The following is a 15,693-nucleotide window of genomic DNA, read 5'->3' as shown; positions in this document are numbered from 1 at the left end:
AATATCATATGCAAGAATCCTGTGTGGGTGCGGATTTATCCGCACCCACAGCTGACGAACTTGTTTCATGCGCATTCCTAAGCATAGCCTTCCGGGTTTTTACTTTGCCAATTCCAAGTGGCTTCCATCATTTGCTGTAAATCTCGTTCGGCTTGCCAGTTCATTTTTTCCAGCGCCAGTTTTGCATCTGCATAACAGGCAGCCACATCGCCTGGTCTGCGTGGAGTAATTTGATAAGGAACCGATTGACCTGTGACCGCGCTGAAGGTATTGATCATGTCCAGTACGCTATAACCGTTGCCGGTGCCAAGATTAAAGGCTTCGCAAACTGAGGAGTCGTCGCTTTGTTTCATCAGGTATTGCAGCGCTTTGATGTGGCCTTGGGCTAAGTCCACCACATGAATATAATCGCGCACGCCAGTACCGTCGTGTGTGGGATAGTCGTTACCGAATACCGAAAGGATGGGTAGTTTCCCAATGGCTACTTGTGACAGATAAGGCATTAAATTATTCGGGATACCGTTGGGGTCTTCTCCAATCAAGCCACTATGATGAGCGCCGATGGGGTTGAAATAGCGCAATATCGCTATTTTCCAGGGGTTTTGGCTGTTATTAAGGCCATCTGCAGCGCTGGTGTCGCGGAGGATTTCTTCGATGAATAATTTGGTGCGCCCATAAGGGTTGGTGGCTTGTAACGGGAAGCTTTCTGTAATCGGGACTGTTTGAGGGTCGCCGTAGACGGTGGCGGATGAACTGAATACCAGTTTTGTCAGGCCTTGAGCGGCCATGACTTCCAGTAATACTAAGGTGCCGGTAATATTGTTTTGATAATAGTGCAGCGGTTGTTGGCAGGATTCACCGACCGCCTTCAGGCCGGCAAAATGAATCACCGCATCGATGTTATATTGTTGGAAAATGCTGCTGAGAGCTTCTGCATCAGCGATGTCGGCTTGATGGAATTTAACCGATTGGCCGCTGATGGTTTCGATTCTGCGGATAGATTCGATTTTGCTATTGCAAAGATTGTCGACAATGACAACCTCAAAACCGTTGTCTAGTAATTCAACACAGGTATGGCTGCCAATGTAACCGGCGCCGCCGGTGACCAGAATCGTTTTTTTCATAGTTAAGATCCATTTGTTAGCGTTCTAGGATATCCAGACCGGCTTCATCAGATGCGATGCGAGCGGTATTATAATTTGGGTCACGTTGTAAGCCGGCAAAATCGAATAAGCCGGGATCCAGCATTTGTGATGGTGCGATATTTTGCAAGCTGGCAAAAATAGTTTCCAGGCGACCGGGAAATTGTTTGTCCCAACCTGCCAGCATTTGTTTCATGGCTTTGCGCTGCAGATTTTCCTGTGAACCGCATAGGTTGCATGGAATGATAGGGAATTGTTTAAACGCGGCAAAACGATTGATGTCTTTTTCCCGGCAATACGCCAATGGGCGGATGACGATATTTTGTTTGTCGTCACTGAGTAGTTTGGGCGGCATGGCTTTCAGTTTGCCGGCATAAAACATATTTAAAAAATACGTTTCCATGATGTCTTCACGGTGATGGCCCAGGGCAATCTTGGTGATATTGTGTTCTTTGGCAAAACCGTACAAAGTGCCGCGGCGCAGCCTGGAACAAAGGCTGCAGGTGGTTTTACCTTCGGGGATAATGCGTTTGACTATGCTATAGGTATCGTGTTCGATAATATGAAACGGTACACCAATCGACTGCAGATATTCTGGCAGCACATGCTCGGGAAAGTCGGGTTGTTTTTGATCCAGATTGACCGCGAGGATTTCAAAGTCTACCGGTGCCGTTTTTTGCAAATTTAGCAGTATATCCAGCAGGGTATAGGAATCCTTACCCCCCGACAGGCAAACCATCACTTTGTCGCCGTGTTCTATCATGTTGTAATCTGCAATGGCTTCGCCTACGTTACGGCGCAGACGTTTTTGCAGTTTATTAAATTGGGTGCGGGATTTTTGGGCTAAGTCGGTCATTGGATAGGGGAAAGAGTAGCCAGGACACCAGCCCTGGCTACGAAATATTAGCCGTTATAGCGTTGGAAAATCAGCGTGGCATTGGTGCCACCGAAACCAAAACTATTGGACATGATGGTGTTTAATGTCAGGTTATCTTGACGCTCGCGGACGATAGGAATGCCAGCGGCTGCAGGGTCAAGTTCAGTGATATTGGCAGATGCACTGAGGAAGTTTTCCTGCATCATCAACAAAGAATAAATGGCTTCGTTAACACCGGCAGCACCTAAAGCGTGCCCGGTTAACGATTTGGTTGAACTGACTGCGGGCAGGTTGTCGGTGCCGAATACATTACGTAAGGCTTCCAGTTCGCGGGTGTCACCAACCGGTGTGCTGGTGCCATGAGCATTGATGTAGTCGATTTTGCCGTCCACGGTTGCCATGGCTTGTTGCATGCAGCGAACTGCGCCTTCGCCTGAGGGTTGCACCATATCGTAACCGTCTGAAGTGGCGCCATAGCCAACCAGTTCGGCATAAATTTTGGCGCCGCGGGCTTTGGCGTGTTCCAATTCTTCAATCACCAGCACACCGCCACCGCCGGAAATCACAAAGCCATCACGTGTGGCATCGTAGGGTCTGGATGCGGTTGCAGGACTATCATTGTATTTGGAGGATAGGGCGCCCATGGCGTCGAATAATACCGACATGCTCCAATGCAATTCTTCGCCGCCACCGGCAAAGACGATATCTTGTTTATTCAATTGAATCAGTTCCATCGCATGGCCGATGCAATGTGCGCTGGTCGCGCAGGCAGAACTGATGCTGTAATTGACACCTTTGATTTTAAACGGTGTAGCCAAACAGGCGGTGTTAGTGCTGGACATGGCGCGCGGCACCATGTAAGGGCCGACTTTTTTCACGCCTTTAGAGCGTAGAATATCAGCCGCATCAACGATATTAGAGGTGGACGGACCGCCGGAGCCCATTACCAGACCCGTGCGGAAATTAGAAACTTGATCGTCAGTCAGATTGGAATCGGCGATGGCTTGTTGCATGGCAACATAGTTGTATGCGGCGCCATCGCCCATGAAACGCTTGATTTTTCGGTCGATGAATTGATCCAGATCGATGTTAAGCGGTCCATGTACATGGCTTCTAAAGCCCATTTCTTCGTAAACATCTGCATGCACAATGCCGGATTGCCCCGCTTTAAGTGATGCAACAACTTCATCTCGATTGTTGCCGATGCTGGAGACTATCCCCAATCCTGTTACAACTGCACGTCTCATGAGGTAAACCTTAAAAATCCTGAGTAGAAGTGAACAAGCCGACCCGTAAATCGGTGGCTTCATAAATTTGTTTGCCGTCTACTTCCATGGTGGCGTCAGCGATACCCATCACCAATTTGCGTAAAATTACCCGCTTGAGGTCAATTTTGTAAGTGACTTTTTTGGCAGTAGGCAGTACTTGTCCGGTGAATTTGACTTCACCGCAACCCAGTGCCCGGCCTTTACCAGGACCGCCCATCCAGCATAAGTAAAATCCAACTAACTGCCACATCGCATCCAGCCCCAGGCAGCCGGGCATGACCGGGTCGCCCTGAAAATGACAGTCGAAAAACCACAACTCAGGTGTGATGTCGAGTTCAGCTATGATTTGACCTTTACCATGTTTGCCACCCTCATCCGAGATATGCGTGATACGATCCATCATCAGCATGTTGGGAAGGGGGAGTTGCGCGTTTGTCGGGCCGTATAATTCGCCACGGCCGGACATTAATAATTCTTCGCGCGTGAAACTATGCTGTTTCTCCATTCAATATCTACCTAGGTTTATAAGCTAAAAACGCTGTCCATTATCTAATAGTCGGCTTAAAAAATCAGCTCAATTTTTAGCTTGGCTTTATTTCCAGGAGTAAATCGGAGATTTTAAAGCTGTTCCTATGGAGTTGATGTTGATAAATCATGGCATACATAATCACTGATGCGATATAGCCACGGGTTTCTTTATAGGGGATGGTTTCTATCCAAATATCAGCGGGCAAGGATTTGGTTTTGGGTAACCATTGCTTTACCCGGTATGGGCCGGCGTTGTATGCCGCCGTAGCCAATACAAAATGGTCGTTTAACTCATTTAATACTTTTTTAAAATAAAAGCTACCATAGCGAATGTTAGTGCCAGGAATGACTAGATTGTAATTGTTGCTCCAGTTTTCGTTCAATTCTGCGGCAATTTGTTTGGCTGTTTTTGGCATCAGTTGCATCAAACCCATAGCGCCAGCGGAGGAGCCGGCAAACTCGTCAAATGCGCTTTCCTGACGGATCAGAGCAAAAATCAGGGATGGATCTAGTTTTTGTTTATCGGCGTTGTCTTGAATTAATTCGTTATAGATCAAGGGGAAACGTAATGCCATATCATCCCAATAATTTGCTTTGGCGACAGTGAAAATTGCCAGAGAAGGCCATTGCCATTGTTCGGCTAATTTGGCAGCAACAGTCATTTGATGTGCGTCTAGTTCCGAAATAGCATGCCACCACTGGCGAGTGGCTTCCGGTCTTCGATCGATAGCCAGTAACTCAGACACCGCCTGAAATTCGCTATTGTTTTGCAGCTGACTGATCTCTTTATTGGAAGCAAGCACCGGTTGGTGATTGAGCACAATATCTTGCTTTAAAAGTTCTGCAGCCATGAAAGCATAAAAGCTGCGGTTTTTGGCAATTGCCTGGAAAATGCTATCGGCTTGTTGCTGCTGTCCTGTTGCGGCGAGAGCTTTTGCTTGCCAATATTGCCATTTGTCTTCGCTTTTTTGCGATTGACTCAAGGCATCAATTGCAGTCAATACATCCTGCCAGTTTTGCTGGCTCAGCGCAGCACGTACTCGCCATTCTTTAGCCGATTCATCGTTGCCGGCATATTCCGATAAAAGTGGATAAGCGCGGCGATCATGCCTAAAGGCTAGTTCCATGCCCAAGCGCTTTTCGGTATCTGCGATAATATCTGCAGGTATTTCGAATGATTTTTTCTTGGCATCCCAAGCCTGTAAAGCGGCTTGTGGGTCATCTTCCAGCCAGCGTACGATGGCATGCGCAAACAAAATGCCAGCGTCGGGGTAGCTTTTTTTCCAGGCTGCCGGTTCAGTAATCTGATGTGGCTTTATATGCAGTTTTAGCCAAATGTCGGCCATTTTGCGATCGCTTTGAGCAAATAAAGGCAGCAGTTGCGTTGCCAGTTGACTGTTGTTTTGCTTGAGCGCAGCTTGAAAGCGTTGCCAAACTAAATCTGAATTGAAACTGGCTGAGGTTTTTAATGTTTCAAATAAGCTATCGCAGGCAGTAGACATCGATTTACCGCTCAGCCAAAACTGTTTAGCCGTTTCTAGAGCCGCTGCTTGCTGTTGATTTTGATATTGTGCTTGGGCAAAGTAGCACTGTAATTCGGAGTTATCGCTTTTTTTATAGTTCTGAATAAAGGTTGGCCATTGTTGAGTCTGGCCCAAGTGTGTCAGCCATTTGGTATGTAATAGTGGTGCGTAGCGACTATCGGTATAGTCATGCAGAAATGCCAGTATAGAATCGTTGTCGTCCAGATGTTTTCTTAGCCATTGGTATTGTAGGTATGGATATAGCGGGTAATTTTTTAAACTGTCAGCCAGCGCAAAGTAATCGCTTTCACGGTCTTGTTTGAGGTATTGTTCTGCCTGTAGAAAAGTTTTGCGCATCGCACGCAATGACGAATCGGAGCTGACAGCAAAGGATGCCGTGATGGTTAGTAGATTGAACAACAGAAAAAGACGGACGGCGATCCTCATGGAATTCCTCTAAAAACGCAAACACAAGAAGGTTTTTGCCAAAAACATAAACCATTATAATCTTCACAGCCTAAAATATTTTCCTTAAACATTGAAAACACAACGCCCATCCGGCAACTTTGAATACTCGTGGCATTACATTTTTCAAATTGCGCTTCAGCATAAACGAAAATTGATTGTCGGACACCTTATTGCCTTGCTGGCAACAATAGCCAGTGTACCGGTACCCTTGCTAATGCCATTATTGGTGGATGAAGTGTTGCTGAATCATCCGGGTTTAGTATTGCATAGCGTCAATCCTTATTTGCCTAGTGATTGGCAGCAACCCATTGTTTATATCGTCGGGGTTTTGCTACTCAGTTTGATGTTGCGCTTGTTTGCACTGATTTTAAACATCGTGCAAACCCGGCAATTTTCCAATATTGCCAAAGATGTGATTTTTCATATTCGCAAAAGCCTGGTGCATCATCTGCAGCATATCTCAATGTCGGAATACGAAAGTCTCGGCAGCGGTACCGTGACCACATATATGGTCACCGATCTGGATACGCTGGATAATTTTATTGGCTCTACTATCAGTAAATTGCTGGTGGCCTGTTTGACGGTGTTCGGAACCGCTGTCATTTTGCTATGGATGCATTGGCAGCTAGGTTTGTTTATTATCTTTTTGAATCCCGTGGTGATTTATTTTGCCAGATCCATAGGTTCTAAAATCAAAACCCTTAAAGCCAACGAAAACCGGGCTTATGGCGTATTTCAACAGGCTTTGAGTGAAACCCTGGAAGCCATCAACCAAATACGTGCCAGTAATCGCGAGCAGCATTATTGTCAGCAGTTAATCAATAGTGCATTGGCAGTCAAAGATCACTCAACAATATTTGCCTGGAAAAGCGATGCCGCGATTCGGTTGAGTTTTTTAACCTTTTTGTTTGGGTTTGATATATTTCGCGCCACGGCGATGCTGATGGTGTTGTATTCCGATCTTAGTATCGGCCAAATGTTGGCGGTGTTTGGTTATCTGTGGTTCATGATGGCTCCGGTGCAGGAGATCTTAGGTATTCAACAGGCGTTTTATGCGGCTAAAGCAGCGTTGGCAAGGGTTAACCAAGTCACGCGCCTGCAGCGTGAACCTGAATATCCACATCTGGAAAATCCGTTTTTAGGTAAAAAAACCGTTTCGCTTACTGTTAAAGATCTGCATTTTAGCTACAAAGACGAGCCGGTGTTGAACGGTATTAATCTTAAAATTAATGCCGGCGAAAAGATTGCCTTAGTGGGGGCTAGTGGTGGCGGAAAATCTACTTTGGCACAGACCCTGATTGGTTTATACCCGCCCAGACTAGGCATGATTTATTTTGACAATGTGCCGTTGACTCGGATAGGTTTGGATGTGGTGCGCGAACATGTCGCCACCGTTTTACAGCATCCGGCGTTATTGAATGACAGCATACGCGCCAATCTAACCTTGGGTCGGGACATCAGTGATATTGAGTTGTGGCATGCCTTGGATCTGGCGCAATTAAAAGCTACCGTAGTAGAACTGGATAAAGGTCTGGATACCGTAGTCGGCCGGCAAGGTATACGTTTATCCGGCGGACAGCGGCAGCGTCTTGCAATAGCGCGCATGATAGTCAGCAAGCCTTCAGTGGTCATATTAGACGAAGCTACCTCGGCGCTGGATAGTGAAACCGAATACAAACTGCATCAGGCACTAGCGGAATTTTTACAAGGCCGCACCACAGTCATCATTGCCCATAGACTGAGTGCGGTAAGGCAAGCAGAGCATGTGTATGTATTTGAAGAAGGGCAAATTTGCGAGCAGGGTCGTCACGAGGCGTTGATACAGCAAAATGGTTTATACGCAAAATTATATGGCGAGTATCAATAATGCTGGAAAAATACGATTTACATTGTCACTCCACGGCTTCAGATGGTGCGTTGGCGCCCAGTGCGCTGGTACAGCGAGCCCATCAGCAGGGGGTGACGACGCTGGCGCTGACCGATCATGATACGACCGACGGTTTAACTGAAGCGGCACTGGCAGCTAATGATTGTGGTTTGCGCTTGATTCCCGGCATTGAATTGTCAGCCAGTCACGCTAACCAGTGTTTGCATATCGTTGGCTTAAATATCGACCCAGGGCAATCATTATTAATGCAAGGTCTAGCCAAACAGCAGGAGCTTAGGGATCAACGTGCGCAGAAAATTGCCGAAAAACTAGAAAAAAAAGGAATTGTCGGTGTTTATCAGGCCGTTATTCAAGCCGCCGGTAGTGGCGAAATCACCCGTTCACATTTTGCCGATTTTTTGTTGGCGCAAGGTTATGTCAGTACACAACAGGAAGCCTTTGATAAATATCTCAGCAAAGGAAAGTCGGCATTTGTTTCCACCCAATGGGCGGCGCTGGAAGACACCATAGCCTGGATTCGAGCGGCGGGTGGGGTGGCTGTTTTAGCGCATCCGTTGCGCTATAACATGAGTGCCAAATGGATGAACGCTGCCCTTGCCGCGTTTAAACACGCCGGAGGACAAGCGGTGGAAGTGGTCACCGGGCGTGCATCGGCAGACGACATTCAACGTAGCCTACAGTTTGCTGTCAAACATCAATTGCATGCATCATTAGGCTCTGACTTTCATAACCCTCAAAATCAATGGGTCGAGCTTGGTCGATTAGCGCCTTTGCCGGCAAAAGCATTACCGGTTTGGGCGCTATTTTGAAATGATTTTAATTTCTTGATTAGTCAGCGCTCTCAGCCCAATATAGAGAAGTTAAGTCGACACTGTTGACTGATTTATAGGGATAACAGTCATGCAAAAGAGCTGGGTGCAATCCCAAAAAAGCCTGAGTTTCATCGATTTCATGGCTGCTTATAGTGAAGAATCGCAGTGTTCTTGTTTCAATAGTAGAGTCCGCATGGTTCCGGTATTTTTCTTTGGGCTGCGAAATTAAAAGCCGCCAACGCTTATCAGCCAAAATATTGCCATTAATAATAACAACGGTCCGACATCCAGAATCATCAGATTTGCCTTGATTTAATGATTTTGTTAAATGGCAATCATGTCAGTGAGGGGCTATCCTTGTTTCTGGTTAATGCATCTTTTACATGAGTCCAGATCAGGGGTATGGCTATGGATGATTTTTGGGGTTTCATCGTATTTGTTCTGATTTTGGTGCCCATCAGTATTGTCGTTTTGCAGATTATGTTAATCCTGCGACAAAATCGGTTCACTGATCAGGTCCAGCGAGAGCTTAGCGCTATTAAAGATACATTAGAAACAGACCGTGATCTGTTAAATCAATTGTTGCATAGGCTTCCAGAATCAAGCGCTGAATCGGTGCCATCAGAAGTACTCAAAGAAGAAAAACTGGAAACCCAACCCGCTTTTTCTGAAGTTTATGCAGTAAAACCAACGCTGGATTTATCGCAATCGACTGATGAAACCAAGCTGGATATAGAGTCAGAAGACTTGCCCAGCAATCCCTGGAATCAAACTGATTGGCAACCGGCGGAGCCGAATCGTTTTGAACTGGCCGCCAAACAAATTCTGCAACAAATCTGGAACTGGATCATCGTCGGCGAAGATCAGCGACCGCAAGGTGTGGCTATGGAATATGCGGTGGCCAGTAATTGGCTGTTGCGTATTGGCGTGTTGATATTGATTACCGGCATCGGTTTTTTCCTGAAATATTCCATCGACAATGGATTACTCGGTGAACAGGCGAGGGTGGCGTTGTCGGTGTTGGCCGGCATAGGCATGATAATCGGCGGCGTCAGACTGGTTGGCGGTCAATATCATTTGTTAAGCCAGGGTTTGCTGGGCGGTGGGATTGCCGTGCTGTATTTCAGCGTGTTTGCGGCGTTTAGTTTTTACCATTTACTGGCGATGTATCCTACGTTTGCCTTGATGATTTTAGTCACTGCCAGCGCTGCAACTTTGGCCATACGCCTGGATTCAATGTTAGTAGCCATATTTGCGATTATCGGCGGCTACTGCACGCCAATTTTGTTATCGACGGGTCAAGTCAATTTCATCGGTTTATATACTTATATGATGCTGCTGGGTATTGGTATGTTGAGCATCAATTGGTACAAGCAATGGCATTTATTGAATTTCTTGGGCTTTGTGTTTAATTATCTGCTGTTTTTTGCATCTCTGCAGCACTACCAGCCTGAGTATTTGTGGCAGGTGTTACCGTTTTTGGTAGGTTTTTTCGCACTCTATTCGACGACGGTTTTTTTGTTTTGCCTGGTCAATCAGGTTAAAGCCAACCTGTTGGATTTGTTAGCGCTGATCGTAAACGCCACGATTTTCTTCATGACAGCTCACTACTTGATTGAGGCTGTCTATGGGCAAATCTGGCTGTCTTTTTTGACGTTGGCCATGGCGGCGTTTTATATAGCGCATGTTTATTATTGTCTTGTTAAACGATTGGCTGACAAGGCATTACTGTTAAGTTTCATCGGCTTGGCGGCTTTTTTCCTCACTATCACCTTGCCGCTTTTGTTATCCCAGCAATGGATCACTGTCAGTTGGTCGTTGCAAGCACTGCTGATGTTATGGATGGCCGGCAAATTGCGCAGTCAGTTTTTACAGCAAATCGCCTATTTGTTGTATTTAATCGTGTTATTCAGATTTTGTTTTCTCGACCTGCCCAATCAATATGGCGCGGACTTTACTGAAGATCAAACTTTGTTTGGATTTTGCCTTGGCATACTGGAACGTGTGATTAGTTTTGGGATTCCAATTGCTTCCCTGGCTTTGGCTTATAGCTTGATAGAAAAACCCGCTCCGGCCGCGTCGCTTAGCTGTGAGCCCGGCAACGACACCCCACTGTGGTTAAAAGATAACTGGTCGCTACAAGCACTAATCGTTATTACTGCCGGCTTGTTGTTTGTGGTGATACAGCTGGAGTTGTTTCGTAGCTTTGGTTATTTATATCCGCCATTACAAATGCCGATGCTAACAATGGTCTGGTTGGCAATGAGCTTGTTATTACTGTTGCGTTATCTAGCCGCTGCTAATAGCTGGGTTTTTCTAGCCCTGCGACTGTTTGTGTTCGGTGTGTTATTGAAATTATTATTTTTTGATTTACCGGCCTGGGATTTGTCCTTGGGGCATATTTCAGCAGCCGACAGCGTATGGACTTTACGCTATGGCGGGCAGTATTCGCTTCAATTAGCCTTGATGCGGCTAGTGGATTTTGCGGCCATTATTGGTTTTTTGTTGTTTGCCTTCATCAGGCTGTCTCCACTGGATAAAGCGATCGGCACAATGCGATACTGGCTGGGAGGCTCGGCTTTGGTATTGTTATTTATTTTTTTAAGCCTGGAAATCAACTCCATGCTTTATCAATATGTGCCTGGCCTAAGATCCGGCGGCGTGTCGATTTTATGGTCTGTTTTTGCCTTGAGTCTGGTATTTAATGGTATTAAACGGCATATTTCCGTACTCCGCTTGATAGGCTTGGCTTTGTTTGCCCTGGTAGCCTGGAAAGTATTTTTCATCGATTTGGCGCGACTGGAACAAATTTACCGCATTGTGGCCTTCATGGTATTGGGGATGCTGGCGCTGGGTGGGGCGTTTTTTTATATGCGCTATCAACAAACTTTTATCAACTCTGTTTCCGACGAGAAAACATTATGATAGCCAACATTGCTTTAGTCTTTTGTTTGCTTGTTAGCCAGGTTATGGCCAGCGAAATTCAAGCTTTTCAATTTAGCCGCGCGGTTATTAGTCCAAAGCTTAACCAACAAACCTTGTTGGCGGTGCCATTGGATAGTGCTGTGTATGCCAACAGCGCGGCTGATTTTCACGATTTGCGGTTGATTGATAATGCCGGCACCATCACGCCGTATTTTTTGCAAAAAATCGCCGGTCAAAAGACTGTTATTCGGCGTTTACCCAGCCCCAGTAAAGCCCCTGCATTAGAAAAATTAGCCGAAGAGGGTATCAGTGTAAGGCTGGATTTAGAGCCAGACGCTGCTGCAGTTGATGGTTTAACCTTGATCACCCAACAGCATAATTATGAATATGTCTTACAAGTATTAGGTTCAGATGATGGTCAAAACTGGCAGGTTTTGCTGGATAAGGCGCTGATTTACGATTACTCGCGCTTTATGAATATCAGCAACCGCGACGTGGATTTGCCAAGCAATCAGTTCAGACATTTTAAAATTGTGGTCGCCCAGGCTACGCAACCCCGAGTTGCTGAGGTGATGGCGTTGACGCGTACTTTACACGGAGATGAAGAATTACAGCGTAGCGAAAAAGTCGACGTGCATCATCAACCGCTGCATATCGAAAGTATCCAGCTCTGGCACAACCAAGTCGAAACCGTGGCAGAATCAGAGCAAAGTTTTGAATACCCTTTGGCGGGATTTACCATCAGTCAAGATGAAGAAAATAAAATCACACTCATCGATATAGCAGCGCAAAACCAGCCCTTAACGGGTTTTAAACTGGATATAGCAACCCCCAATTTTAGTCGAATAGCCGAGTTACAAATCCCGCTGCAAAAAGGTATCGAAACCCGTATGCAAACCATAGCCAGTGGCACATTAAAGGCATTGCGCTTTCAAGATATCAATCGGCAAGAAACCACGCTATCATTCCCACAACAACGGCAACAACACTATCGTCTGCTGATTCATAATCAGGATAATCCAGCATTGGAGATCACTCATGTAACAGGCAGCGGGCCCGGTTATGCCTTGTTGTTTTTACCGCAGACCGAGCAAAGCTACCAGTTACTGTATGGTGCGGAGAAGGCCAAAATCCCAAACTATGATATTGCACCGATTCAGGAGTTGTTACGCAGAGGTTATCAAAGCCTGACTGCCGGTTTAGGCCCAGTGGTTGAAATTAGCCGTCAGTCAGACGGATTTGATTTTTTTGAGCTACTAAACAGCAAAGTATTTCTAGGTTTAGTTATCAGCTTAATGGTGTTGGTTTTGGGCTGGAGTTTGTTCAAGGTTGCAAAGGTTTTGTAAATATGGATTAACAGCCTCACCCTCAAGCAATTTGTCGTTCTCTGGGCCTAAACGGCAGTTTTGCTTATAATAGTGGCTGTTATTTAAACCCCGCCTAATTTATCTGCAGGCTCTTGCGCGCAATTTCCAATCATAACGACATAAATCGGCGTTTTGCCTCTTCATACCGTTTGATTGGCTGCGGGCTGACTTATTCATGAACTAGCATCTCCAGTTCTTCTTTTTCAACCGGAACTCTTGTCTTACATAACCCTATGGCTGTTGTCGAACCCTCGATTTTTAACAAAATAGTTAACGCACTATTTAGATTACCGCTACGGTTTCCGTGGCTGATTTTGCTGGTCTTTATCCTGTTAGGTGGCGTTAGTTTGAATTACACCATCCAGCATTTGGGCATGAATACCAATACCAGTGATTTATTGTCGCAGGATTTACCTTTTCTAAAAATAAGAGCCCAACTGGATAAAGCTTTTCCACAGGATTCGGCTGCAATTATCGTGGTGGTGGAATCGCCCACGCCGGAACAGACGGCCATGGCAGCCAATTTTGTGAATCAGCGCATCCTGTCTGAACACAAACTGTTCGAGTCGTCCTATATCCCGGTCGATAATTCGTTTTTTCGACAACAAGGTTTTTTGTATTTGAGTTTGGATGAGCTGGATGCTTTATCTACCAAGCTGATTGATGCGCAGCCGTTTATTGGCTATTTATCGGCGCATTACCATTTTGCCGGTTTGTTGGATGTGATTGATTTGGCACTAGAAGGTCACGAGCAGGATCTAGCCATGCCATTGGCACCTTTGCTAAATGCCATCGATCAATCTTTGTTGGCTGTTAAAGCCGGGCAACCGCATTATTTATCCTGGCAAACACTGTTGACGGATGGCAGTTTAGGGGCGGATCAAAGCCGTCGTTTGATTATTAGCAAACCGCATCTGGATTTTCAGCAGCTGATGCCGGCAGGTTTGCCAATGGACTATCTTAGACATCTTGCGACAGAGGTGGCGGCTGAATTTCCCGGGGTTAATCTGAGTTTTACCGGTGAAACAGCTTTGGAACATGAAGAAATGGAAACCGTCAGCCATGGTATGTTGATTTCCGGCATTGCCTCTTTGCTGTTGGTATGTTCTGCGTTATGGATAGGCCTACGTTCGTTTCGATTGTTGTTGGTGACTTTTATCGCTTTGGTGCTCGGCTTGATTTTGACCGCTGGTTTTGCCGCTGTGGCCATTGGGCATTTGAATTTGATCTCGATTGCTTTCGCAGTGCTGTATATCGGTTTGGGGGTGGATTTTGCCACCCACCTTTGTTTGCGCTATCAGGAATGCCGTCAGCAAGGTATGGATACCGAAGCCGCTATTTTGAATAGTATGGATACGGTAGGACGCTCTTTATTTTTGTGCGCCCTGACTACCGCCATCGGTTTTTTTGCTTTTGTACCGACTGATTTCAAAGGCGTATCCGAGTTAGGTGTTATCTCCGGTGTTGGTATTTTTATTGGTTTACTGGTGTCTTTAAGCTTGCTGCCAGCACTATTAAAATTATTGCCGATTAAACCGTCAGTACTGAAAACAGGCACACGATTACCCCGCTGGGTTTATTTGTTTCCATTTAGCCATGCTAAAGCGATTCGCATCAGCGCAGTATTAATCGCCTTGTTGGCAGGGCTTACCTTGACACAGTTGCGGTTTGACTCCAACCCTGTGGATTTACGCGATCCGACGACTCAATCAGTGATTGCGTTTAAAAAACTGTTAAAAACCCAAGCCGATTCGCCCTTTGCGACCTCAGCATTAACGGATAACTTGGCGCATGCGAATGAGTTAGCCGTCCAATTCTCGAAATTACCCAGCGTGCACCAGGCTATTACGCTGAGTAGTTTGGTAGCAGAGCAGCAAGATGAAAAGCTGGATATCATCGATAATCTCAACATGATCATGCCGGTACAACTCAATCGCTTTGAAGATAAACCGGAAAGCTCTGATGTGCGTGCTGCTTTGATAAAGCTAAATATGACGCTGCAAGCAGCCATCGCAAAGCCACAGAAAAATGTTGCAACCGACGTGTTACAGAAATTTCAGCTGGATGTGGCGGAATTCATTCAATACGCCGACAGTCAACCCAATCCTGCTGAGGTTTATGCGCAACTGGAACAGAGTATCCTGAAATTATTGCCACATACTATGTTGATGTTGCGCGATGGGCTGACGGCAACTGCATTTGATATTGATGATATCCCGGCTGATTTACGGGCGCAATGGGTCGGTCAGGAGGGCACCTATAGGGTGTTGGTACTACCGAAACAGGATTTGAATAACCCGGAAAATTTAAAGGTGTTTGTTAATGAAGTTTTAGCCACCTATCCACATGTTTTTGGCTTGCCTATCGGTGATGTCAGTTCCGGTCAGGCAGTAGTAAAAGCATTTATCGAGGCTTTTTCCGGTGCTTTATTGATGATTTTTTTGTTGTTGCTGATTTTAACGCGTAGCCTAAAAACGACGTTGTTAGTGGTTACACCCTTATTATTGGCTGCTTTGCTGACCGGTGCTTGCAATGTCTTGCTAAATAATCCGTTTAACTTCGCCAACATCATCGTGTTGCCGTTGTTGTTGGGTATGGGCGTCGATAGCGCTATACACATCGTTCATCGGTTACAGCACCTGGAAGGTGATCAAACAGAATTGTTGCAATCCAGTTCTGCTCGTGGTGTGTTTTATAGTGCCTTGACTACGCTATGTAGTTTTTCCAGTCTGGCCTTTAATACCCATGCCGGTACTGCCAGTATGGGTTTATTGTTGGCTATCGGTATCTCATTAACCATCGTTTGCAGCTTACTGGTTTTGCCAGCCATGGCTTGTAAACCCGTAACTAAATAACCCACTCAATTCTTATAGCTTGAAGTATTAAAAGGTAAAA

10 protein-coding genes are annotated in these 15,693 nt (G+C 45.8%); 5 read left to right on the top strand and 5 right to left on the bottom strand.

What is annotated here, in order from left to right:
- Window positions 1-77 precede the first annotated feature (77 nt).
- The 5 genes from galE to A1359_RS23435 form a co-directional block, all read right to left on the bottom strand.
- A complete protein-coding gene (gene galE / locus A1359_RS06485; protein ID WP_066979806.1) occupies window positions 78-1,124 on the bottom strand; it encodes a UDP-glucose 4-epimerase GalE in 1,047 nt (348 codons plus the stop codon).
- A 16-nt stretch (window positions 1,125-1,140) separates the two neighbouring features.
- Entirely contained in the window at window positions 1,141-1,998 is an 858-nt protein-coding gene (gene ttcA / locus A1359_RS06480) for a tRNA 2-thiocytidine(32) synthetase TtcA (protein ID WP_066979803.1), read from the bottom strand.
- 47 nt (window positions 1,999-2,045) lie between these two features.
- Window positions 2,046-3,266 carry a beta-ketoacyl-ACP synthase I gene (fabB, locus tag A1359_RS06475; protein WP_066979798.1) on the bottom strand — a complete coding sequence of 407 codons (1,221 nt, stop codon included), beginning with the start codon at window positions 3,264-3,266 and terminating at the stop codon, window positions 2,046-2,048.
- A gap of 10 nt (window positions 3,267-3,276) precedes the next feature.
- Complete coding sequence (gene fabA, locus A1359_RS06470) at window positions 3,277-3,792, bottom strand: 3-hydroxyacyl-[acyl-carrier-protein] dehydratase FabA (protein ID WP_066979795.1); 516 nt, start codon at window positions 3,790-3,792, stop codon at window positions 3,277-3,279.
- Window positions 3,793-3,868: 76 nt separating this feature from the next.
- Window positions 3,869-5,785: a transglycosylase SLT domain-containing protein gene (locus A1359_RS23435; protein WP_066979792.1), complete on the bottom strand. Its 1,917-nt coding sequence runs from the start codon at window positions 5,783-5,785 to the stop codon at window positions 3,869-3,871.
- Between the two features lie 235 nt (window positions 5,786-6,020).
- On the opposite strand from A1359_RS23435, the gene A1359_RS06460 reads away from it, so the two are divergent.
- The 5 genes from A1359_RS06460 to A1359_RS06440 all read left to right on the top strand — a co-directional run bounded on the left by A1359_RS06460 (window position 6,021) and on the right by A1359_RS06440 (window position 15,653).
- On the top strand, window positions 6,021-7,673 hold the full coding sequence (locus A1359_RS06460; protein WP_232322138.1) for an ABC transporter ATP-binding protein: 1,653 nt from the start codon (window positions 6,021-6,023) through the stop codon (window positions 7,671-7,673).
- Window positions 7,673-8,503: a PHP domain-containing protein gene (locus A1359_RS06455; protein WP_066979785.1), complete on the top strand. Its 831-nt coding sequence runs from the start codon at window positions 7,673-7,675 to the stop codon at window positions 8,501-8,503. The genes A1359_RS06460 and A1359_RS06455 overlap by 1 nt, the downstream gene beginning before the upstream one ends.
- 411 nt (window positions 8,504-8,914) lie before the next feature.
- The gene (locus A1359_RS06450) at window positions 8,915-11,431 is read left to right on the top strand and encodes a DUF2339 domain-containing protein (protein WP_066979782.1); all 2,517 of its coding nucleotides are present in this window, start codon (window positions 8,915-8,917) and stop codon (window positions 11,429-11,431) included.
- Window positions 11,428-12,777, top strand: coding sequence for a DUF3999 family protein (locus A1359_RS06445; RefSeq protein WP_066979779.1), 1,350 nt, complete (start codon window positions 11,428-11,430; stop codon window positions 12,775-12,777). Before A1359_RS06450 ends, A1359_RS06445 begins: the two co-directional genes overlap by 4 nt.
- Before the next feature lie 254 nt (window positions 12,778-13,031).
- A complete protein-coding gene (locus tag A1359_RS06440) occupies window positions 13,032-15,653 on the top strand; it encodes an MMPL family transporter (protein WP_066979776.1) in 2,622 nt (873 codons plus the stop codon).
- The last annotated feature ends 40 nt before the right edge of the window (window positions 15,654-15,693 follow it).

The organism is Methylomonas lenta (genome assembly GCF_001644015.1).
Taxonomy (GTDB): Bacteria; Pseudomonadota; Gammaproteobacteria; order Methylococcales; family Methylomonadaceae; genus Methylomonas; species Methylomonas lenta.
This window is presented reverse-complemented; position numbering and strand designations above follow the sequence as displayed.